This window comes from Alteromonas sp. ABH2_165, from assembly GCF_056159945.1.
This window is the reverse complement of the sequence record NZ_JBSWWF010000001.1, coordinates 699,513-719,733: the sequence shown is the minus strand read 5'-3', so window position 1 is coordinate 719,733 and position 20,221 is coordinate 699,513. Positions and strand designations below refer to the sequence as shown.

Genomic DNA, 20,221 nt, shown 5'->3' with positions numbered 1-20,221 from the left:
AACTCGCATCCTTTTTCTCTTCAATATATTGTCAATATCAATATTATTTCGGCTTCACATAATGGGACGTTTTGCCCGCAGGTACGTCCTTTAATGCCATATAGCGGTCGCGCAGTTTGGTTTGACGGGACGACATATCAATGGCCTCCCCTTCAATATACACTTGCTCTGCGGCTTCGGTGACTTCAAGGGGATCACCACTCCAAATCACAACATCAGCCCGCTTACCCGGCGCTAAAGACCCCACCTGATCGTCAACGCCGAGAATCATTGCTGGCACTGAGGTCAAGCTGGCAATGCCGCCCTCATAAGACAAGCCGTTAGCAACAGCATTACCGGCATGCTGCGCCGCCAAACGAATATTGTGTGTTTCCATGCCAATAGCCACTTTCACACCGGCTTTCTCAAGTCGCTCAGCATTGTGCAGGGTAGCACCGAGCTGCTCGAAGTTGCCCGGCAAGTTAAGTTGCGGATCGAGAATAACGGGAATGTTCGCTTTGGCCAGCTGGTCAGCGACACGCCAGGCCTCGACGCCATGCAGCAGAACGATGCTGATATCCGGGTGACGTTTCTTGAAGGCTAAAACTTGACGTATATCTGCGGCCCGGTCTGCTTCAATAAACAGTGGAATATCCCCTTTTAAAACCCCCTTCAACGCTTTAATGTCCGCACGGGCATTCATGCCATCCCAGCCCGATGTCAGCGACGGTATTTTCTTGGTGCTTGCGACTTCATCAATCAGTGCTTCCAGCGTTACCCATAACACCGCCCGGGAACCACCATGACTGTCTGCAGACGCGCCATCCATATTGACCACCATAAAGGCTTTGTCTTTAAGAATGTCAGCATCATCATCCAGACCTATCACCGCGCCTTGCCCATGGAACATGAGATCGGTATTCGCAATGGTGGTAGCCGCTGAGGTTACGCCTTCAATACGGGAGACATCAATCAGTGTGGAGTCCGGATTAATAGCATAGGTCACGTCTAGCGCTGCGCCCGTGGTACTCACCTTTGTACTGCTCGCTGATGAATCCACTTCACCCGCCCACGAAGCCACTTCCACCAAACCGAGCGAAGTGAGCGCGCCCACAAAACCAGGAGTAACCACCTTACCGCTGGCGTCGACCTTGGTATAGCCAGAAGGAACATTGCTGCCGGAAGAGACTTTTTCAATTGTGCCGTCTTTGATAAGCACCGTACCGCTTTCCAGCGTGCCTTGCTTTGTTTGGGTAATCACTTTACCGCCGACAATAGCGATATTTTCTGCCAGTACGCTGGTACTCATTACGGTAGAACTTAGTGCAGTGGCAATAGCCAGAGATAATAAGCGTTTCATTTTACATCTCCTTCGCCGACCTGGCCGACTTCAAAATCACTGAGTGGCCAGCTGTCCGGATTACCTAGCTCATAGGCTTTACCGCCATCGACAAAAACCTGCTCGGCTTTGGTATAAGTGGAGAACGGATTCCCCGTCCACAATACCAGGTCAGCATTCTTACCCGCTTCTAGTGAACCGGTTTTATCAAAAATCCCCAATGACTTAGCAGGATTAGCGCTTAGCCATTGCCACGCCTCTTCCATGCTAATATCGATACCGGCACGCTTGCCGTCCGACCAGGCTTTGGCCGCTTCCTGATTCAAACGCTGAATACCCAATTCGTCATCTGAGTGCACAATTGCGCAGGCGTTGGCGGCATGGACTACCGGAATATTCTCGCGAATGCCGTCATAAGCTTCCAGTTTAAAGCCCCACCAGTCTGCCCACATTGAGGCACACACGTTATTTTCAGCGAGCTTATCCGCTATTTTGTATCCTTCCACTGCGTGGTGGAATGCGGCAATTTGATAGTCAAACTCTTTCATCATGTCCATCATCACCGTCATTTCATCTGCACGATAACAATGCATGTGCACCCGTATATCGCCGCTGAGCACGCCGGCCATGGTTTCCAGATCGAGGTTTCGTTTCGGTGCCTTAGGACTTTTCCCTGCTTCGTAATCGGCCTCGTATTTTTCCCATTCGCGCATATAATTTTGCGCGTCGGACCAGGCTTGGCGGTAACCTTTCACGTTACCCATGCGGGTCATTGGACCGCCCTTCTTTCCGTAAACCCGCTTCGGATTTTCCCCACAGGCCATTTTCATGCCGTAAGGCGCATCAGGAAATTTCATGTCTTGCATGGTGCGGCTAGGCACGTTTTTAAGCACCACGGAGCGTCCACCAAACAAATTTGCCGAACCGGGCAGAATTTGTAGTGATGTCACACCACCTGCCAGTGCCCGGCCAAAGCCTGGATCTTGTGGCCACACAGAGTGCTCAGCCCACACGCCAGGCGTAACCGGTGACGTCATTTCATTACCGTCTGACGTTGAGCCTACGGAGGGTGTTGGATACACCCCCAAATGACTGTGATTATCGATAATGCCTGGCGTTACCCATTTTCCTTTACCGTCGATGACCACGGCATCACTTGGATAATCTACGGTTTCACCCACAGCCACAATTTTGCCATCGGCGAAGTAAACCATTCCGTTTTCAATACGACTGCCTACACCATCAAGAATGGTAACGTTGGTGATAACTGTCGGTTTGCCCGAAAGGGGTGTGTAGGTGCTTGGATAAGGGTCGGTGTTAATTGAAACGTGTGGAGCCTGTTCAGTCTGCTCTTCAGCTTGCGCTATCGGTTGCATTGAGACAGTCGAACACAGGCAAGCCAGCGCAATGGCCAGCTTTGATGATGTGTGTTTCATAATTTGTTCCGTTATTATTGTTCAGATTTTCGGTATGAGACTTTCAGCTATGTTTAATAGATCTCCCCGATCCCAACCTAGACAATTACGGATCTTCACGCAAGTTTTGCTGCGATTAAGCGACGTTAGCCTGCGAAGACTGGAGTTTGCGACGACTGGCGGCGTAAGACTTCAACGATTTCATCCGCTTTCTGCAGTTTGCGAATATCATTAAACAGCACTTCAGCCTGCGGATATTGACGCTTCAGGTAGCCACACCACTGCTTTATTCGATTTGGATAATATCGGCCTTTGTCGCCGTAAATCTCATACCCTGAGTAATGAATCAACAAATCTGCAACTTCGCTCCAGTCCATGATGTCCTGTTCACCACGAATAGTACGGGCGAGATTAGGCATGGCCAGGGCGCCCCGCCCAAGCATTAAGTCGACGCAGCCAGATTGGGCCTGACAATTACGGGCATCATCGGCGTTCCATATTTCGCCATTGGCGACCAGAGGAATGTTTGTGTGCTGGCGAATACGGGCTATCCAATCCCAATATGCCGGCGGTTTATAACCTTCCGTTTTGGTGCGCGCATGCACCACGAGTTGGTCGGCACCCGCTTCCGTTATCGCTATGGCGTTATCGATAGCCAGAGATTTGTCTTCAAAACCTAATCGGATTTTCGCTGTTACCGGTTGCTCCGCCGGCACGGCCTCGCGTACCGTTTTCACGATTTGATACAGGGTTTCGGTTTCTTTTAGCAGTACCGCCCCGCCCTTACTTTTGTTCACCGTTTTTGCAGGACAGCCAAAATTAAGATCAACACCGGGGGAGCCCAGCTCCACTGCGGTTTGTGCATTTTCTGCTAACCATTGAGGATGCTGACCTAATAATTGCACCCGAACCGGCACGCCGGACGGTGTCACACTGCCATGGTGCAACTCAGGACAAAGTTTATAGAATGTTTTGGCTGGTAGTTTTTGTTCTACGACACGCACGAATTCAGTTACACACAAATCAAAACCGCCCACGCGGGTCAGCATGTCTCGCATCAGATGGTCAACAACCCCTTCCATGGGAGCAAGTAAGATTCTCATAGGTTTAACGATCGCATTAGTTAGTGGATATTGTCGGAGGACAAAAATTGGCCGCGAAGTGTAGCAGAGAACCGCCAGCGGGTCATCCGGGCCATGTAGAATTTAACGAGGGCTAATAAAGATGTTTAAGACTCAACTGGCGATGTTTTTAACGTCCTGCGCAATCCACAGGCACACGTAACAGCCAAATTCATTGGTAAGATATTGTTCAAATTCACTTTTAGTATCGCAATGGTGAGAAACGATACGCTGACGATTGCCATCGTAAATCAGAGCGGTGAAGGTATACATAGTGTGCCTCGCAAAATCAGGAAACACACTATACATTTAGACGTCTATACTTTCAAACGTCCAGAAGTTCAAACATCGATATTTTCTGATCTAACGCAGATTTTGATTACGCGAGAATATATTCTAGCCCACCAATAATCGCTGCCACCTGGGCATCATTGCAGATTTCGTCAGACGCTGACGGACTATCAGGAAACACTTCGGTTGTCGTGACGTAGGGCGCATCAGTCAGACCACCACACAAAAACAGTGATTTCTTGTCGTAGCTGATAACACCATCGGAAAGTACATCAGCCCCGATGATTTTGTCATTTTCATCCGCTGGCGCGATGTGTGTTACAGCTCGAACTTTTTCGATGATGGCTTTCTGGAAATCCAGTTCGACTTTACCGCTGTCGGCCACGAGATAAAAACCATCGGGAATGTCCCAAACATCCTGGATAATACCGTCTCTTGCACCGAGTGCGGGACGGAATTCCGAATTGTCCGTATCCGTGGTTTCATGCAAATCAATATGCATATGAATGGGTTCTTCAATGGCGTCTACCATAGCTTTCAGCATGGCTGATTCCGGTGCCGGTGAATTCTCACGGAAACTACGATTGGGGTCGATGGCTAACGGGTCCCAGCGATTAATCGTTTCATAGCCCCACGGACTCACACATGGTGCCACAACAAAATTGCACTTGTCTTGCCACGCGGCTAAGTGTTGTGCGACAAATTTAAGGGCACCCTGCACGCCGCTGGTTTCATATCCGTGAACACCGCCCGTTACAAGCACGGTGGGTAACGAAGTGACAAAGGATTTAGGTTTTATAACAAAAAGTGGATAACGGGATTCATCGTACGGTAATGCACCGTATTGGCTAATCTCGTAGTTGTCCGGCAACGCGGGCAACCGGTCGATAACTTCTTCCTTATAGCTGCGTTTTACAGTTTGCGCATTGAGCCACTGCTTTTTTTCAGCCTCTGACCAAGGTGTGCCGGGGGTTCCAATAGGGTAATCTTGCATATCCAACCTTTGTTTCTTTAAAGAATGTATTCTGACAATCACGATATCATGGTAGAGAATACCGCCTGAATCGCGACTCAGATGAGCTTGCACTTTATCACGTTATGTAACCCAGATATGCATATCCGGGTGGGTTCGTTGTTGCGAGTTGTCAGCCTGCGCTGACAATCAGACTTTTTTCTTTAAGCCTTTGAGCAGCTTCCCAAACCGCTCATCTTCTTCACCCTCGATGCGCTGTAAAGTCAGTCTTGCTTGGGCTTTATCTTCTGCATTCAAATACAACTCAGCAAGACGTAGGTTTGCCCAATTCAAAGTTGGCAAACCACCCGTATCAATTGTAGTGTCATGAAACTGTGTCAAATACGCTTCCAACGCCTTGATGCCCAGTTCTGTATATTCACCTGACTGCACCGCGGCTTGTCCGAGCCGGTAAAAACCATAGAGTTGATCATATCGATTTTCACTATATGTTTCCCAAGCCAGCTCATCTTGTTCGGACACCACTTCAAGTTCAAGATCCATCAATGGAGACAGTGCTTCAACAGCTTGGGAGTAAGCTTCATCACTTATGTAGTGGTCACCCAAAATAAATCTGGCTTCAACCTGGGTTTCAGGTGCTGCTGTCAGCGATTGCAAGATTGCAATGCCCTGCGCTTTTTGATCATCCGCGATGAGGTATTTCGCCTCAGCAAACTGCCCCTCGTTTTGGTCAATTGCTGCAATTTTTTCTACCAGGGATTTTGCTGTATCCATGTCTCCACCAGCAATGGATGGGACAAACAAGTGAAACTGAAATAGCGCCTGATAGGTTTGAATTTCATTAGGCGCGACTTCGATAGCTTTTTCCAGACTCTTCCGGGCTTTTTTGGCATAGCTCAATGCAGAAAAAATACTCTCTCCGGCCTGCGCCCCCATCACACTGGCGTGCATTAAATAAACACGGAACTCATTAGGATAAGCGTTGATAAAATCTTCAGCCGCTTCCTCTGCATCATCAAGATCGGTGCGCATGAGGGCAGAGATATAGGTCGAAAAACGTTCAGGCGACTTCGCCTTTTCTCCTTCAAGGGTATCGATAATTTGTTCGTATTTGCCGTCTTTGAACCAGGCATCCAGCGCATCATCGGAAATGAGGGTATCGGCTTGGGTGATGGCTGAAAAAGATAACACGCCCAGGCAAAGGGCAATATGAGATAGTCGCTTTATGAAAGGCTTTCCTTGCATCGTGATAATTCCTTTTATTAATCAATTATCAGACTATCAAGGTTATGGTTTTGATACTAAGTGAAAAAGTAACAATTTGTGACGGTGACAACTAACCGGGTGACTATTGGTTGATAGGAATTTTTGATCCAAAAAAAAGACCAGCAGATGCTGGTCTTTCTTATATGGCGTCCCCTAGGGGATTCGAACCCCTGTTACCGCCGTGAAAGGGCGGTGTCCTAGGCCTCTAGACGAAGGGGACAGAAATTTCGCTTTGCGAAGCGCAGCTTCGCTAAATTTCTGTAAGGCGATTCACGATTTATCGTGAGAGCGACCTTATCCTAGGCTCGGAAGCAAGCTTCCGAGATTTTCAGTAAGGCGAATCGAGCCCGCGAGATGAGCGACCTTATTCTTCTTACTGAACTTTCAAGTCCTGAAGATGCTTAAATGTAACTCACTGATGTGAACTACAACCAATCAACTCCGGCCTATCTCACAGTATTAACCGACTGTGACGCGATATAAATGGCGTCCCCTAGGGGATTCGAACCCCTGTTACCGCCGTGAAAGGGCGGTGTCCTAGGCCTCTAGACGAAGGGGACAGAAATTTCGCTTTGCGAAGCGCAGCTTCGCTAAATTTCTGTAAGGCGATTCACGATTTATCGTGAGAGCGACCTTATTCTTCTTACTGAACTTTCAAGTCCTGAAGATGCTTAAATGTAACTCACTGATGTGAACTACAACCAATCAACTCCGGCCTAACTCACAGTATTAACCGACTGTGACGCGATATAAATGGCGTCCCCTAGGGGATTCGAACCCCTGTTACCGCCGTGAAAGGGCGGTGTCCTAGGCCTCTAGACGAAGGGGACTGAAATTTTGCTCAGCGAAACATGTTTCGCTAAATTTCAGTAAAGGCAAGGTGAGCCTGCGAACCGCGCGACATTATTGCCTTACTGAATTTTCAAGTCCTGAAGTAATTGGTTTAACCAACCACTCCGGCCTATCTCACAGTTTTAATCGACCGTGACGCGATATAAATGGCGTCCCCTAGGGGATTCGAACCCCTGTTACCGCCGTGAAAGGGCGGTGTCCTAGGCCTCTAGACGAAGGGGACTGAAAATCTTCTTTCGGAAGCAAGCTTCCGAGATTTTCAGTAAGGCGAATCGAGCCCGCGAGAATGAGCGGCCTTATTCTTTGCCTTACCTAAGAACTTACCGGAAAGTACATTCCGACGACTGTAAATTCCATAAGAATTTGGTGGAGCCAGGCGGGATCGAACCGCCGACCTCCTGCATGCCATGCAGGCGCTCTCCCAGCTGAGCTATGGCCCCGTATCCTAGAATGGTCACCGTGTTTCGTGTGACTGTTCCGTGACAGCGGGGCGCATTCTAGGCATACCCCACTGCCCTGTCAACGGTTTTTTTAGGAATTTTCTCTGTTTGCTATAAAAGTAAGCGCTTTGTTTATTCTCTCTTCAATTTTGGCTTTTGAGAGCAAATTCAACGTTACATCCAGCGATGGAGAGTTGCCACTTCCGGTTGCTGCAACACGTAAAGGCATGCCTACTTTACCCATACCTACACCAAGAGATTCCGCCGCGGCATTAATAGCTGCACCGATATTTTCAGGATTCCACTCTTCTACTGCTAGCAGTTTTTCTTTAACCACCTCTAATGGCTCTTTTGCAACTGGACGAAGATGCTTCTTCGCAGCATTGGCATCGAACTCATCAAAGTCCTGATAAAAATAGGTACTGATTTCCGCCAACTCTTTTAAGGTTTTTACCCGGTCGGCCTGAATAGCAATCACCGATTCCAACGCAGGACCCGTTGCTAAATCGATATTCATTTCGTCAAAGTGCCATTTAAGGCGTGAGGCAACCTCACTCGCTGGCAATGTTTTCATATAGTGCTGGTTCAGCCACACCAGCTTTTCTGTATTAAAAGCAGAAGCCGATTGACCAATGGCATCAAGATCGAAGTATTCAATCATTTCTTCCAGTGAGAAGATTTCCTGATCACCATGAGACCACCCCAAACGCACCAGGTAGTTGAGTACAGCCTGCGGAAGGTAACCATCATCGCGGTATTGCATCACACTCACAGCGCCATGACGCTTGGAAAGCTTTTTACCGTCATCACCCAGAATCATCGATACGTGAGCATATTCAGGTACCGGTGCGCCCAGTGCTTCCAGAATATTAATCTGGCGAGGTGTGTTATTAATATGGTCTTCACCACGCACAACGTGGGTGATGCCCATATCCCAGTCATCGACGACAACACAGAAGTTATAAGTAGGAGAGCCGTCTGAGCGCTGAATGATCAAATCATCCAACTCTTTATTACTGATTTCGATTTTTCCGCGGATGTGATCATTAATAACAACCGTGCCTTCCAGCGGGTTTTTAAATCGAATAACGAAAGGCTGACCTTCAGGGTGATCGGTACGGTCACGCCAGGTACCAGGATAACGAGGCTTTTCACCATTCTCTTTTTGCTTTTCACGAATGGCGTCCAGTTCTTCTGAACTCATAAAGCATTTATAGGCTTTACCTTCATCCAGCATTTGCTGAATCAGTTCTTTATAACGGTCAAAACGTTGTGTCTGGTAATAAGGACCTTTATCCCAGGTCAAACCCAGCCATTGCATACCATCAAGAATGGCTTGCTTGGCTTCATCCGTTGAACGTTCCAGATCGGTATCTTCTATACGAAGAACAAACTCGCCACCTTTGGCTTTTGCATATAACCAGGAATAAAGTGCAGTACGTGCACCACCAACGTGAAGATAGCCTGTAGGGCTAGGAGCAAATCGCGTAACGACAGACATTATGTTTCTCTATCTATAAATGAATGAAAAAATTGGCTGCATTCTACCAGCCAAAGCAGCACTACAAAAGCCAGCCATCGCGTGACGGTGAAATATCAGCGGTTCAATGAGTGAATTTACTGTGCCAGACTGATTTCTGATGAATTTTCCGTCAAACTTCGAAGAGATAATCAACGAGGATGGCCGAATTGATCGTAAATCAGGCAAGCAGTCATTTTTCCGTAATTTTGTTGTTGACACCTTCGCATGCAACCCTATAATACCGCCCCACTTGCCCAGCACGGACAAGTAAACAAACAGCGGACGCTTAGCTCAGTTGGGAGAGCATCGCCCTTACAAGGCGAGGGTCACTGGTTCAAGTCCAGTAGCGTCCACCATCTCTTCGGTGGCGCTGTTTGAAAAGAAAGAGGACGCTTAGCTCAGTTGGGAGAGCATCGCCCTTACAAGGCGAGGGTCACTGGTTCAAGTCCAGTAGCGTCCACCATCTCTTCGGAGTTGGTACGGCGAGGGTCACTGGCTGAACAATTCCGTTGTGAGTCACAGCAGTCGTCCACCACTTCATTTGGTAACCTCTTTCTTTTAGCAACAAATTATCGGACGCTTAGCTCAGTTGGGAGAGCATCGCCCTTACAAGGCGAGGGTCACTGGTTCAAGTCCAGTAGCGTCCACCATCTACTTACAGTTTGTTGCAGCAAAAAATCTGGACGCTTAGCTCAGTTGGGAGAGCATCGCCCTTACAAGGCGAGGGTCACTGGTTCAAGTCCAGTAGCGTCCACCACTTCCCTAGTCTATCCAAACGCTATTTCTTCTCTTTTCGAATAAAACCGTGATATGGTTTGCTCTCACTATTGCAGTTGATTTTCCTAATAGTTTTGCGGGTTTCTGCCGATAAACCGATAGAACTTTGCTTTACTTTGGACAGGTAGTAACACCTATAATGAATACCAAACTGGCCCGGGCCATTCGCGTTTTAATCGTCGACGATCAAATTCTTGCGAAAGGCTATCTGAAATACACCATGGAAGAGCTAGGCTTTCAGCAAATTAGCTATATCGATCACGCCGATGAAGCGTTGAAGCTAATTAAAAGCGAGCACTTTGAACTGGTTGTATGCGCCTATGATTTACGTGAAGAAAAGGAAGGTTACTTCCTGTATGAACAGTTAAAAGCACATAAAATTCTGCCCCTTACTACCGCTTTCGTATTCATTTCAGCCGACACAACGGCGGAAATTGTCCACTCTATTGTTGAATTGCAGCCTGACGAATTCCTCGCAAAACCTTTTTCTGTAAGCGAGCTGGATAAAAGGCTCACGCGGGTATTAACCCGCAAACAAGTGTTAAAAGACATTTACGCGTTGATGGACCAAAGTGACTTTAACGGCGCGCTATCTGAGCTTGAACGTTTCCTCACTGAACCGAAAAACGCAGAATTTTTTCCTCTAGCGCTTCGCACCAAAGGCGAGCTTTTATTACTGTGTAACCGTGTAGAAGAGGCTGAGGATTTTTATCAAGCCATTATCAACGTGCAAAATTTTACCTGGGCACAGTTAGGTTTAGTGCGCTGCTATTTGCAATTGGATAAAGATGATGAAGCTGAACGATTGATTCTGCGATTGGCGTTTCAACCCGACGCCATGCTTAGTGCTTACGACTTACTTACTGCGCTGCAAATCAAGCAACAGGAATTCGATGATGCGCTAGAATCTGTGAACATTGCTGCCCACATATCCCCGAGTAACGTGGGCCGTCACCAACAAGCGGTAGATTTATCAAAAATCACCCGTGACTACCCTGCCCAGTTTGATGCTGCGAAGCGGGTTGTGAGATACGCAAAGAATTCTTTCCATGATAAGCCTGAAAACTACCTGAACGTAGCACGCGCCGGTATTGATTTCGCCATGACGGCAGACGCTAGTGAAACAGCAAAACTGGTGAAGCAAACCCATGATTTTATTCGCCAGATGAAAGAAGCTTTCCCTAAAGCGGCCGTTGATAACGAACTTAAAGTCATCGATGCGCGAATATACTACCTTCAGGATGAAACAGATAAAGCCAGAAACTTGTTGAGCCAGCTCGATGGTAGTGAGTGGGAGCAGGAAAATATGGATGCACTCATGGATCGGGCGAAGGCATTTCATGAAGTTGGTTTGCAAGATCATGCGTTAGCGATTCTGGACGAGATTGAACGTCGATGTAATACCAGCGATGAACAAAGTGAGTTGTTTATGCATTACTTGAAACAACAGAAACAAGAAAAGAGGGAAATCGCTGACAGCCCTAAAATGCTCAACAATATTGCTGTCACCCAGTTCCAGCGTGGCGAATTAGACAAAGCGCTCACCACTTTCCGTCAGGCCTTCACGGTGATGCCCAAGAATGCAGCGATTGCACTTAACCTGCTACAAACCACTGCCGCAGAAATTCGAGACAACACTGCCCGCCACACACCAGAAAATAAACAAATCATTTTTAAGTGTATGGAAACCTTAGAAGCGGCGACGTTATCGGAAGAACAGGACAAGCGCTACCAGCGGGTTAAGGCCACCATAAGTAATTTCGATTAGTATCGCAGTACGTTATCACCCACCCAACATGGCGAGATGAGATGTGGCGCCGGTATTTCCGTCTTGAAGATAGTGTGTAGCGTGTTTTTGCATTAACAACTGCTGTAAATGTGCCATCAGCGCATTCACGTCAGCATTTTGCAGATGAGGGCGAATATCGATGCCATGTTCACTGAACAAACAAAGATGCAATTTTCCGTTAGCGGCGACACGTAAACGGTTACAGGTAGCACAGAAATCTTTGCTGTAAGGCATAATAAGCCCGATCCGCCCGGCGTAATCCGGGTGGTGAAATTCCTGCGCGGGTCCCGCATCTTTACCACGAATTACCGGCATCCAACCTTCAGCGAGAAGTTGGCTCTTTAATGGTAAGCCTGACAAATGCTGATCGGCAAAAAAATGTGGATGATCGCCGGTTTCCATTAACTCGATAAAGCGTAATGTGACAGGCATATGTTTAAGCCAATCTTTAAATTCTTGTAGTTGCTTACCGGCAAAATGCTTCAAATAAATCGCATTCACCTTAACGTCCAGGCCTACCTCAATGGCTTTGTCTACGCCCTGAAGGACCTGGGTTAGTTTGTTCTGACCAGTAATATCGGCAAACTGACGCGGGTCCAGGCTATCAATACTTACATTAACTTGATCGAGCCCAGCGTTTTTCCATGCTGCAGCGTCGCGGGCCATACGACCGCCGTGGGTGGTGGTGGCAACTTTCGTAATACCTTCGGTTTCTCTACACAAGCGAATAACGTCTATGAAGTCGCGACGCAGGCTTGGCTCACCGCCTGTAATACGGATTTTAGATGTGCCGAGACCGGCAAACCCTTTTACCAGAGTATCAATCTCGGGCAACGTCAAAAAAGTATCGTCCGATGGGCCATGATAACCGTCCGGAAGGCAATACTGACATTTGAAATTGCATGCTTCTGTAATCGACAGGCGAAGATAATGAAACCGCCGACCAAAGCTATCCTGTAACAAAGAAATCACCTCTGCGGGACAAATAGGTAAGATAAAACTACTATAAATTCACTTTATCATGGATTATGCGTGACTTTATACCCCACTCATGTCAACCAACGTTAAACTTTGAGCGCGCAACGCTTTGAGATACCCTGTAGACATGCTGTCGTTCACAAAAATTTCAAGATGAGACCTTCACGTTCCGACGTTTCTCCCGACACGCCCGTGCGCTGGCATGTAATAAAACAACTTTGGCCTTACTTGCTGGAATTCAAAACCCGTGTCTTTATTGCCCTCGCCTGCCTGGTCTTAGCCAAGCTTGCCGGAATTGGCCTACCTTACGTACTTAAATACACCGTCGATGGCCTGAATACTGAAGACACCGCAACGGGTCTTGTTGCAGTACCACTTTCACTGATCATTGCCTACGGCACCCTGCGACTATTGAACACCATCATCGGCGAAATTCGCGATACCCTGTTTGGCCGGGTGACCGAACGAGCCATGCGCAGAATGGGCTTGAGAGTCTTTGAGCATTTACATCAGATGGATTTAAATTTTCACCTGAACCGACAGACAGGCGGGTTGTCTCGCGATATCGAGCGCGGCACCAGCGGTATCAGTTTTCTGATGCGTTTTATGGTGTTCAATATTGGCCCCACACTGCTTGAAATCGCTATTGTGGTTGGCCTGTTGTTCGCACAATATGGCTTCTCTTTCGCCGGGATCATCCTTTCTTCCGTGGTGGCCTACGTGTGGTATTCAATGAAAGCCACCAACTGGCGAACCCGTTACGTTCATGCCATGAACAAAGCCGACTCTACCACCCACACCCGCGCAGTAGACAGCCTGCTGAATTTTGAAACGGTTAAATATTTCAACAATGAAGGTTACGAGGCATCACGCTACGACAGTAATCTTGCCGAATGGGAGGTGGCTCGTCGTAAAAACCGCCTGTCGTTGTTTGCACTGAATAGTGGGCAAGCATTTATTATCGCCGCTGCCATGACCGCTATGCTGGCAAACGCCGCTTATGGCGTGGCGTCGGGTGACATGACCATTGGTGACTTCGTGCTGATAAACGCGTTCACCATGCAAATTTTTATGCCATTGAACTTCTTAGGATTTGTTTACCGGGAAATCCGCGGCTCTATGGCCAATATAGATAAGATGTTTTCGCTTTTGGATACTTCGTCGTCTGTGAAAGATGCGGAAAATGCTATCGAGTTGAGCGTAGATAAAGGTGAAATTTGTTTTGAGCAGGTGAGTTTTTGCTACCGTGAAGACCGACCAATCCTTAAAGACATTAGTTTCACGATTTTGCCCGGTCAGAAAGTCGCTATCGTGGGTGCGAGCGGAGCAGGCAAATCAACGCTGATTAAGTTACTGTTCCGCTTTTACGATGCCACTTCGGGTGACATCTCCATAGATGGTCAGAACATTCGCCACATAACCCAGCAATCTTTGCGCAAACACCTGGGCATTGTGCCTCAGGATACCGTACTGTTTAACGATACGCTGATGGAAAATATTCGCTACGGCGATCCGAGTGCCGACGAATCAACCATTGAAAGCGCAATAGACACAGCTCATCTTTCACAATTTATCGAACAGTTACCGGAAAAGGGCGATACCCGCGTAGGCGAACGAGGTTTAAAATTATCTGGTGGCGAAAAACAACGTGTCGCCATCGCCAGGGCGGTACTTAAAAATCCTCCGATAATGGTGTTCGACGAAGCCACATCCTCACTCGATAGCGGTTCCGAACAGGCCATCATGCAAGCGCTGTCTGCACTGGCATCGAATCATACCAGTGTGATGATTGCTCACCGCCTTTCCACAATTACCGATGCGGATAACATCCTGGTACTGAAAAATGGTGAACTGGCTGAGCAAGGGTCCCATCACGCATTGCTCGCGCAGAAAGGCGAATATGCCCGCCTGTGGACACTTCAACAAAAGCAGGAAAACTAATGGACCCGGCGTTTTTAAAAACCGCAGTAAACGCGCAAATGCCCTTTGGCAAATATGCAGGTAGAAAGCTGTTTTATTTACCAGAGCCCTATCTGGTGTGGTTTCACAAGCAAGGCTTTCCCCAAGGCAAATTGGGGGAACAGCTGGCGCTTATGTATGAAATTAAGCTCAATGGTTTAGAAGCAGTGGCAGAGCCACTGCTGGAAGATTAACTCTGTTAATCGAGTAAAAACTGAAATTTATTACTCTTGTCGCTGGCTATTCGAATTGTGCCTAGGTCGTATTCTACGCCTTTTGCAACAAGCTCTGCTTCATACTCGCCAGTCATGAGTTTCAACTCGATATCAAGACCGTTACGGCCCATACGTTCACGATGTCGAATTGTATCGCCATTAGCCGGTGTCAGCGTGATCTCTACCCGCTGACGATTAAGCTGACTGGTCTTAAACATGAGTATCACCGGCAACTCTGTGTCAATCGCCGGCTCGGGAACAGAGAAGTTCACGGTGTGTCGCTGTTCACCAAGAATACGTACTGACTTTGTTTCCAGTATCTCACCGGTATCAACCATTTTCGCCGTTACACGATAATCACCTATGGGTAACTCAAGTGAAGGTGAGTTCTGATACACATCACCGGACGAGGCGACGATGGTAAAAGCAATGTCATCACGCTGCGGAGTAATAACTAGTTCTCCGGTTCCAATCTCCACCTCTTTCCAATTGCCATTCTTAGAACCCGTTACAACGATTCTTTCCACTTCCGGCTGGCCCGATTGCGGCGTTTTTGATACCTGTCGGCGTTTAAGGTTGATTGTTTCGGTGGTGAGCTGGTCGTCTTTAATCGTAAGGCTCACCGCCTCGTCTTCATAACCGGGGCTGGTAACTTTAACTGTGTATTTGCCTTCGGGCAGCTTGATGCCTTTGTGGTATTTCTCCGGCGTGCCGTAAAGAACTATTCGGGCATCTTTCGGGGTAATGTTAAGCGTTAGCCTACCGCGACCTTTACTGACATCCGCCTTTAGCGCCTTGGCCAGTTCAAAAAAGTCAAAACGGGTGTCTTTGTTCAGCGTAAGCGTTTTCGACGCACTGCCATTGGCGGAGGTAAAAATATAGGTGCCGGGCTTAAGGTAGTTACTAGCAAAAATCCGACGCTTCGCGCCGACTGTGTCTACCGGTTTCGCGTGAATAACCACGTTTGACTGCCAATTAACCAAGGTCAGAGAAACGCCTTTTCCGCTTGTTGCACTATGAACCCGATTTTCCTCCATTTTTGTAAACAGGTAATCGACATCAAGGTACTGCAACAACGTGTCCACGCCCCACCCCGTTGCCGTTGCCACACCTTCTTCCTGGGCTATGTCCTTCAGTTTGGTTACTTTTGCACAAGACATAAGCACCGTTAATACAAGGCAAACTACCGCCCCTTTCATCCAATTATTCACTGGCCGCCTCCGCAAGTCCTTCAAGCAAACCAGCAGCCACTTCTTCTGCGACGATATCGGCAAATAACTCAGCATGGTCAGCAATAAGCTGATGCGTGTCTGCCATCACACTGTCAAACAATGCCTGGTTGCGCTCTATGGCCTGACTCACCCCTTCGGCTAGCGCGGCACTCTTTACGGTGGATTTGCACTCTTTGATGATGGTATCGAACAGCGATTGCTGAAGCTTCTGCAGCGCTTCCTGCTTTTGCTTAAGCACGGCTTTCGCCTGTTCGTTGTTTTCACCAACCTGTTTTAAATCGGTGAAGAAGACGTTATTCACCACCTTCTGAGCAAGAAGGTTTACGCAGTATGACTGACTCCTGCCCTTGTTATCCGGGTATAGCTTTTGAGGAAACCCAAAAGCGGTTCTCCCTAGATGAAGCCCCTGACTATTAGGAGCAATGTTCTGGCTACTATAAATTTTAACGAGCGATACAGACTTACCTGAGTCAAAAGTCGCGAGATTATATAGTGCCGCATTAAGCTCACAGGACAAGGCCGCAGTTGGATGCGTGATTGCCTCCTCACCAGTTTTGAGCAGTGTCTCAGGTAGAAATTGATTGAGTGTTCCGACAACTCGTGCTGTCAGGGCGGAAGATAGCTTCTCATTAGTCGGCATATAAAAGTTTCTTTTTATATCAGCCGGTTTCTCAATTTTTTCTGCAGCTTCAAAGGTGGAATGGTCGTCAACAGTCGCCTTCACCATCACGCTGGGAAACGCTTCCGGAGAGCTCCCTAGCTGTTGATGTAAATACGTTAACAGCGGCCTGTTATTTTCATGGGCCTTTGTCATCAACTGCAGGAGTACCCGCTGCAAGGCTTGAAGGTAAACCTCGCGAATTTTTCCCATATCTCGCTTAACGATACGTCGCTTCAGGGGCTGAAAAAAGCGAATAGAATAAGATGCATTCAGATAACTTTGATAGTGCTCCAGTCGCGAGCCCTTTCTGGCAACCTTGTACAGCTCACTCGCTGCACTGGCATTATGAAATTTATTGAGAAACAGCCACCACAGCAAAAAGTAGCCGAGCAAAAGCAGTTCGTTAAACCAGCGCGTCAGTCCCTTCACTGAGGGATATTCTTTCAGCGGCTGAACGCCAAATGCGGAAAAGTACTCGTCACTAGCCTTAAACGTGTCGAGATTTTCACTAATAATACCGTAGTCTTTGAATGACGTACCCTGAAATAAAAGATGGTTTTTTACGGCAGGATAATACACTTCTCCATCCAGGGTTTTCGGCGTCACCTGATCGTAAACGAAGTAGCGAGGTACGCCGTAAGCGTGAACGAGAAAATAGAAAATCAGAAAAAAAGGAGTTCCGATGACAAGCTTGCGTTTCCAATATTTAACACCGACTTCCGAGCCGATAAAACAAAAATAAACCGCAAGTCCCCAGAAAAGAAACAGGCTTAACCAGCCAAACAGAAAGACTTTCATAACTACTACTTCATTCAGTCCATTACATTACGGGCGCGTACCTTTCAGAAGGCCAACATCGCCCGACATCCATGGGGAGGAGAGTACATAAGTTAGCTGATTGATTCAATTATAATTTATAAAAGGAAGTCTAAATTATTGAAGATAAGAAAATGCCTTACAATGCTGTATTTTCCCAAAGCAGGCCATGCTGCATAGAATTGATTAGCAAAGTTCATAATTATAAATATATGCAAAACGAGTCGTACTTGCTTTCAGAGTGAAAAGTCCAAAATATTTCTTTCATTTGTCACTATTCATTGGTAGTTTAATTTTTGTACTTACATTGATTATATTTTTGCCATTTTTTATAACTTTGATCAGGTTCGGCGATAGATTTTCCTAGAAATATATATTATCAACAAATCTTTATGTAAAGTTTAGCGATCTGCGAATGTGCTTTCGACGAAAGTATTTTTAAAAAATGATACGGCGCTGATTGTTTTATGATGTGTAATATCAACGGACAAATGCGTCATTGATTTCGGCCGTTGTAACTTGGAAAAGCTGTCAGTGAAAGTGAAATAATGAAACTAATTCATTATGAAATTATCGAACTGAAACGACCGCGTAGTGTTAAGAGCAAGGGGGATGTAATGATTCCAAAAATAAAGACGCTATCAACTGCCGCTTTTCTGAGTTTCATATTATCCGGCTGTGTTTCGAAAATTCGAGAAAGTATTGAAGCAGATCACATATATTATCAACGCGCAATTTCGGATGCTGCAGTTATTGAATCAGATGAAGTTATTGATCTTCCTTTAATCAAAGAAAGCAAAGTAAAGGTCGTGATTTGGACAAATAAAGAATACCTAAACAGCTATCATGTAGGTAAATATACTGAAACAAAATGGGGTACAACTTGGGTTACATTGGATAATGCTGTTCGCAACAAGTGTTTGTATTACGATCAGGCTTCAATCACAAAAGATCTCCAAAAACTTTTAGGTCTACCACCAAAGAATGAAGAGCGAATTTTTGTTACATTAGAAGTAAATGCAGATTCCTTGTTCAGACCATGCTCTGACCCAAGCATTTTAAATTCTGACTGTTCATCAGAATTTCCAGAGAATGTTCCAGATGAACATAAACTATGGTTTGCGGAAAAAACTCAAAAATCCTACAACATGGAATCTGGCTTTCCATGGACAAGACTTGGATACACTTATAATTGGAATCACAATGAGAGTGAGTTTGGACTTGCCGAATTTGTTATAAAGAAAAACTCTAAAGTTCTAACACTCGCTATTACGGACACTCTCAGCTATTGTAGTCAATGAATTTAATAGTGACTTTGTTGCTTTCCTCAACTTTTACCCTGGCTCCTGATAATTGCTCTATTTATAGTTAGTGGGTGATAGATAGAAACTGCATTAAGGGGAGATTTTCTGACTGTAAAAAATATAAATATTGCTGACTTTAAACGGTTATCAATGCTGGACCGAGAACGTTTTTCAGGCAAGCGTTTGCGGTATTCAATAAATTATTCAAGACTATCTAGATCAATGATTATTACTTCAACTAATAAAGTTCGCGTTTTTCAGAGGCTAAGTTAAACATCACACCGTAAGCTTCAGTCCATCTGCGATTGGCCGTATAGGAGCTACAATAATCTGCTGACCACCAAACGAGCCAACTAAAATACCATATAAAGCGATACTCCCATCTTGACGTTTTCCAACCATAGCACTTCCGCTATCACCCGCCTGACTAAAGCCATCTAATAAAATTAGTCTCGGCAAAACAACAGGTTCCCCAACCCCGGGATAACCTCCAGCAGGTACTTTAACAAAAAAATTGTTCGAGTTAACCCGATTACCTCGGCAACCTGATCCCTTATTTGATGTTTTGAGGCCTCGCCAAAATAGCCTTTGCCCAACTCTTGGAAGAGGACCGAATGCATCTATCTTAAAATCCCCACTTGGATGATTCGGAACTTCCCGACTTACATCACTCAATCTCTCAACCCAAGACATAGCTGCATCTGCTTTCAGAGCCAAAATACCTGTTCGAGTACGGTAGAATGGAAACCCTACAATACCCTTTGAAACATTTTTCCCTGAGTCTATTTGAGTAATGTGGCCATCCATACTATATCTAGCTTCAGGATAGCCAAACACGTGCTTGTTCGAAACTATTACCGGAAAGTTTTTTTCAGATCCCTTAAAGAATAGAAGAGCACTTATGGTACCAACGTTGTTAGGATTTTGCTCATGACAGCAACCAATAGCCGCTTGAAGTTTAAGCTCACCACTCTCGACGACATCTGTGTTGATTTTTCCTATAGGGTCTGGAAAATTTAAGGTTCTCGAGACAACCTGCTCATGTGACAAGCTTTTCATTGGCTTTTTACTTATCACACTAACTTGAAGTACAGTTTGGTCAGTAACCTCCCCACCAACGATTGCATTAGATACACAAAATCCACAGACTTCGTTAGAAACAAGCCATGGGTTATTCACTATCAGCTCATCGAGTTGTTGCCATTCGCTCGGCCCCCATGCTCTTGGTTTATAGGACTCACACAACACGCTTATAGCGCTTTGGATCCGTGCTCTTTTAGAGTTATCCATCT

At 46.4% G+C, this 20,221-nt stretch carries 15 protein-coding genes and 9 tRNA genes; 8 read left to right on the top strand and 16 right to left on the bottom strand.

Annotated features, from left to right (window positions below; all coding sequences use genetic code 11):
- Positions 1 to 43: 43 nt before the first annotated feature.
- The 12 genes from ACXAFQ_RS03200 to gltX form a co-directional block, all read right to left on the bottom strand.
- Complete coding sequence (locus ACXAFQ_RS03200; protein ID WP_474818120.1) at positions 44 to 1,339, bottom strand: amidohydrolase family protein; 1,296 nt, start codon at positions 1,337 to 1,339, stop codon at positions 44 to 46.
- Positions 1,336 to 2,757: an amidohydrolase gene (locus ACXAFQ_RS03195; RefSeq protein ID WP_474818407.1), complete on the bottom strand. Its 1,422-nt coding sequence runs from the start codon at positions 2,755 to 2,757 to the stop codon at positions 1,336 to 1,338. The genes ACXAFQ_RS03200 and ACXAFQ_RS03195 overlap by 4 nt, the downstream gene beginning before the upstream one ends.
- Before the next feature lie 122 nt (positions 2,758 to 2,879).
- A complete protein-coding gene (gene dusC, locus ACXAFQ_RS03190) occupies positions 2,880 to 3,836 on the bottom strand; it encodes a tRNA dihydrouridine(16) synthase DusC (RefSeq protein WP_474818119.1) in 957 nt (318 codons plus the stop codon).
- Between the two features lie 132 nt (positions 3,837 to 3,968).
- Positions 3,969 to 4,127 carry a hypothetical protein gene (locus tag ACXAFQ_RS03185; protein WP_474818118.1) on the bottom strand — a complete coding sequence of 53 codons (159 nt, stop codon included), beginning with the start codon at positions 4,125 to 4,127 and terminating at the stop codon, positions 3,969 to 3,971.
- A gap of 106 nt (positions 4,128 to 4,233) precedes the next feature.
- Entirely contained in the window at positions 4,234 to 5,139 is a 906-nt protein-coding gene (locus ACXAFQ_RS03180; protein ID WP_474818117.1) for a M14 family metallopeptidase, read from the bottom strand.
- A 168-nt stretch (positions 5,140 to 5,307) separates the two neighbouring features.
- Positions 5,308 to 6,363, bottom strand: coding sequence for a tetratricopeptide repeat protein (locus tag ACXAFQ_RS03175; protein ID WP_474818116.1), 1,056 nt, complete (start codon positions 6,361 to 6,363; stop codon positions 5,308 to 5,310).
- A 165-nt stretch (positions 6,364 to 6,528) separates the two neighbouring features.
- Positions 6,529 to 6,604 (bottom strand) — tRNA-Glu (locus ACXAFQ_RS03170).
- Between the two features lie 264 nt (positions 6,605 to 6,868).
- Positions 6,869 to 6,944 (bottom strand) — tRNA-Glu (locus ACXAFQ_RS03165).
- Positions 6,945 to 7,138: 194 nt separating this feature from the next.
- A tRNA-Glu gene (locus ACXAFQ_RS03160) sits at positions 7,139 to 7,214 on the bottom strand.
- A gap of 169 nt (positions 7,215 to 7,383) precedes the next feature.
- Positions 7,384 to 7,459: transfer RNA gene (locus ACXAFQ_RS03155), tRNA-Glu, on the bottom strand.
- Between the two features lie 141 nt (positions 7,460 to 7,600).
- Positions 7,601 to 7,676 (bottom strand) — tRNA-Ala (locus ACXAFQ_RS03150).
- A gap of 91 nt (positions 7,677 to 7,767) precedes the next feature.
- Positions 7,768 to 9,177: a glutamate--tRNA ligase gene (gene gltX / locus ACXAFQ_RS03145; protein ID WP_474818115.1), complete on the bottom strand. Its 1,410-nt coding sequence runs from the start codon at positions 9,175 to 9,177 to the stop codon at positions 7,768 to 7,770.
- 301 nt (positions 9,178 to 9,478) lie between these two features.
- Here gltX and ACXAFQ_RS03140 point away from each other — a divergent pair.
- The 5 genes from ACXAFQ_RS03140 to ACXAFQ_RS03120 all read left to right on the top strand — a co-directional run bounded on the left by ACXAFQ_RS03140 (position 9,479) and on the right by ACXAFQ_RS03120 (position 11,743).
- Positions 9,479 to 9,554, top strand: a tRNA-Val gene (locus ACXAFQ_RS03140).
- A 31-nt stretch (positions 9,555 to 9,585) separates the two neighbouring features.
- A tRNA-Val gene (locus ACXAFQ_RS03135) sits at positions 9,586 to 9,661 on the top strand.
- A 111-nt stretch (positions 9,662 to 9,772) separates the two neighbouring features.
- Positions 9,773 to 9,848 (top strand) — tRNA-Val (locus tag ACXAFQ_RS03130).
- Positions 9,849 to 9,879: 31 nt separating this feature from the next.
- A tRNA-Val gene (locus ACXAFQ_RS03125) sits at positions 9,880 to 9,955 on the top strand.
- Positions 9,956 to 10,114: 159 nt separating this feature from the next.
- Positions 10,115 to 11,743, top strand: a complete 1,629-nt coding sequence (locus tag ACXAFQ_RS03120) for a response regulator (protein WP_474818114.1) — start codon at positions 10,115 to 10,117, stop codon at positions 11,741 to 11,743.
- A 15-nt stretch (positions 11,744 to 11,758) separates the two neighbouring features.
- Here ACXAFQ_RS03120 and moaA read toward each other — a convergent pair whose 3' ends face one another.
- On the bottom strand, positions 11,759 to 12,727 hold the full coding sequence (gene moaA / locus ACXAFQ_RS03115; protein ID WP_474818113.1) for a GTP 3',8-cyclase MoaA: 969 nt from the start codon (positions 12,725 to 12,727) through the stop codon (positions 11,759 to 11,761).
- Between the two features lie 168 nt (positions 12,728 to 12,895).
- Between moaA and ACXAFQ_RS03110 the strand changes: the two genes are divergently transcribed.
- Positions 12,896 to 14,683, top strand: coding sequence for an ABCB family ABC transporter ATP-binding protein/permease (locus ACXAFQ_RS03110; RefSeq protein ID WP_474818112.1), 1,788 nt, complete (start codon positions 12,896 to 12,898; stop codon positions 14,681 to 14,683).
- Positions 14,683 to 14,895, top strand: a complete 213-nt coding sequence (locus ACXAFQ_RS03105) for a DUF3820 family protein (RefSeq protein ID WP_119500860.1) — start codon at positions 14,683 to 14,685, stop codon at positions 14,893 to 14,895. Before ACXAFQ_RS03110 ends, ACXAFQ_RS03105 begins: the two co-directional genes overlap by 1 nt.
- Positions 14,896 to 14,900: 5 nt before the next feature.
- On the opposite strand, the gene ACXAFQ_RS03100 is transcribed toward ACXAFQ_RS03105, so the two are convergent.
- Entirely contained in the window at positions 14,901 to 16,127 is a 1,227-nt protein-coding gene (locus ACXAFQ_RS03100; protein ID WP_474818111.1) for a hypothetical protein, read from the bottom strand.
- A complete protein-coding gene (locus tag ACXAFQ_RS03095) occupies positions 16,120 to 17,607 on the bottom strand; it encodes a hypothetical protein (protein WP_474818110.1) in 1,488 nt (495 codons plus the stop codon). Before ACXAFQ_RS03095 ends, ACXAFQ_RS03100 begins: the two co-directional genes overlap by 8 nt.
- Before the next feature lie 566 nt (positions 17,608 to 18,173).
- On the opposite strand from ACXAFQ_RS03095, the gene ACXAFQ_RS03090 reads away from it, so the two are divergent.
- Positions 18,174 to 18,926 (top strand): hypothetical protein, encoded by a 753-nt coding sequence (locus ACXAFQ_RS03090; RefSeq protein ID WP_474818109.1) that lies wholly within the window; start codon positions 18,174 to 18,176, stop codon positions 18,924 to 18,926.
- A gap of 279 nt (positions 18,927 to 19,205) precedes the next feature.
- On the opposite strand, the gene ACXAFQ_RS03085 is transcribed toward ACXAFQ_RS03090, so the two are convergent.
- Positions 19,206 to 20,219 carry a hypothetical protein gene (locus ACXAFQ_RS03085; RefSeq protein ID WP_474818108.1) on the bottom strand — a complete coding sequence of 338 codons (1,014 nt, stop codon included), beginning with the start codon at positions 20,217 to 20,219 and terminating at the stop codon, positions 19,206 to 19,208.
- Positions 20,220 to 20,221 lie beyond the last annotated feature (2 nt).

Excerpts from the sequence above, each read along its gene's own strand:
- ACXAFQ_RS03200 (WP_474818120.1), bottom strand. The coding sequence starts at position 1,339 with ATGAAACGCTTATTATCTCTGGCTATTGCCACTGCACTAAGTTCTACC.
- dusC (WP_474818119.1), bottom strand. The coding sequence starts at position 3,836 with ATGAGAATCTTACTTGCTCCCATGGAAGGGGTTGTTGACCATCTGATG.
- ACXAFQ_RS03185 (WP_474818118.1), bottom strand. The coding sequence starts at position 4,127 with ATGTATACCTTCACCGCTCTGATTTACGATGGCAATCGTCAGCGTATC.
- ACXAFQ_RS03180 (WP_474818117.1), bottom strand. The coding sequence starts at position 5,139 with ATGCAAGATTACCCTATTGGAACCCCCGGCACACCTTGGTCAGAGGCT.
- ACXAFQ_RS03175 (WP_474818116.1), bottom strand. The coding sequence starts at position 6,363 with ATGCAAGGAAAGCCTTTCATAAAGCGACTATCTCATATTGCCCTTTGC.
- gltX (WP_474818115.1), bottom strand. The coding sequence starts at position 9,177 with ATGTCTGTCGTTACGCGATTTGCTCCTAGCCCTACAGGCTATCTTCAC.
- ACXAFQ_RS03120 (WP_474818114.1), top strand. The coding sequence starts at position 10,115 with ATGAATACCAAACTGGCCCGGGCCATTCGCGTTTTAATCGTCGACGAT.
- ACXAFQ_RS03110 (WP_474818112.1), top strand. The coding sequence starts at position 12,896 with ATGAGACCTTCACGTTCCGACGTTTCTCCCGACACGCCCGTGCGCTGG.
- ACXAFQ_RS03105 (WP_119500860.1), top strand. The coding sequence starts at position 14,683 with ATGGACCCGGCGTTTTTAAAAACCGCAGTAAACGCGCAAATGCCCTTT.
- ACXAFQ_RS03095 (WP_474818110.1), bottom strand. The coding sequence starts at position 17,607 with ATGAAAGTCTTTCTGTTTGGCTGGTTAAGCCTGTTTCTTTTCTGGGGA.
- ACXAFQ_RS03090 (WP_474818109.1), top strand. The coding sequence starts at position 18,174 with ATGAAACTAATTCATTATGAAATTATCGAACTGAAACGACCGCGTAGT.
- ACXAFQ_RS03085 (WP_474818108.1), bottom strand. The coding sequence starts at position 20,219 with ATGGATAACTCTAAAAGAGCACGGATCCAAAGCGCTATAAGCGTGTTG.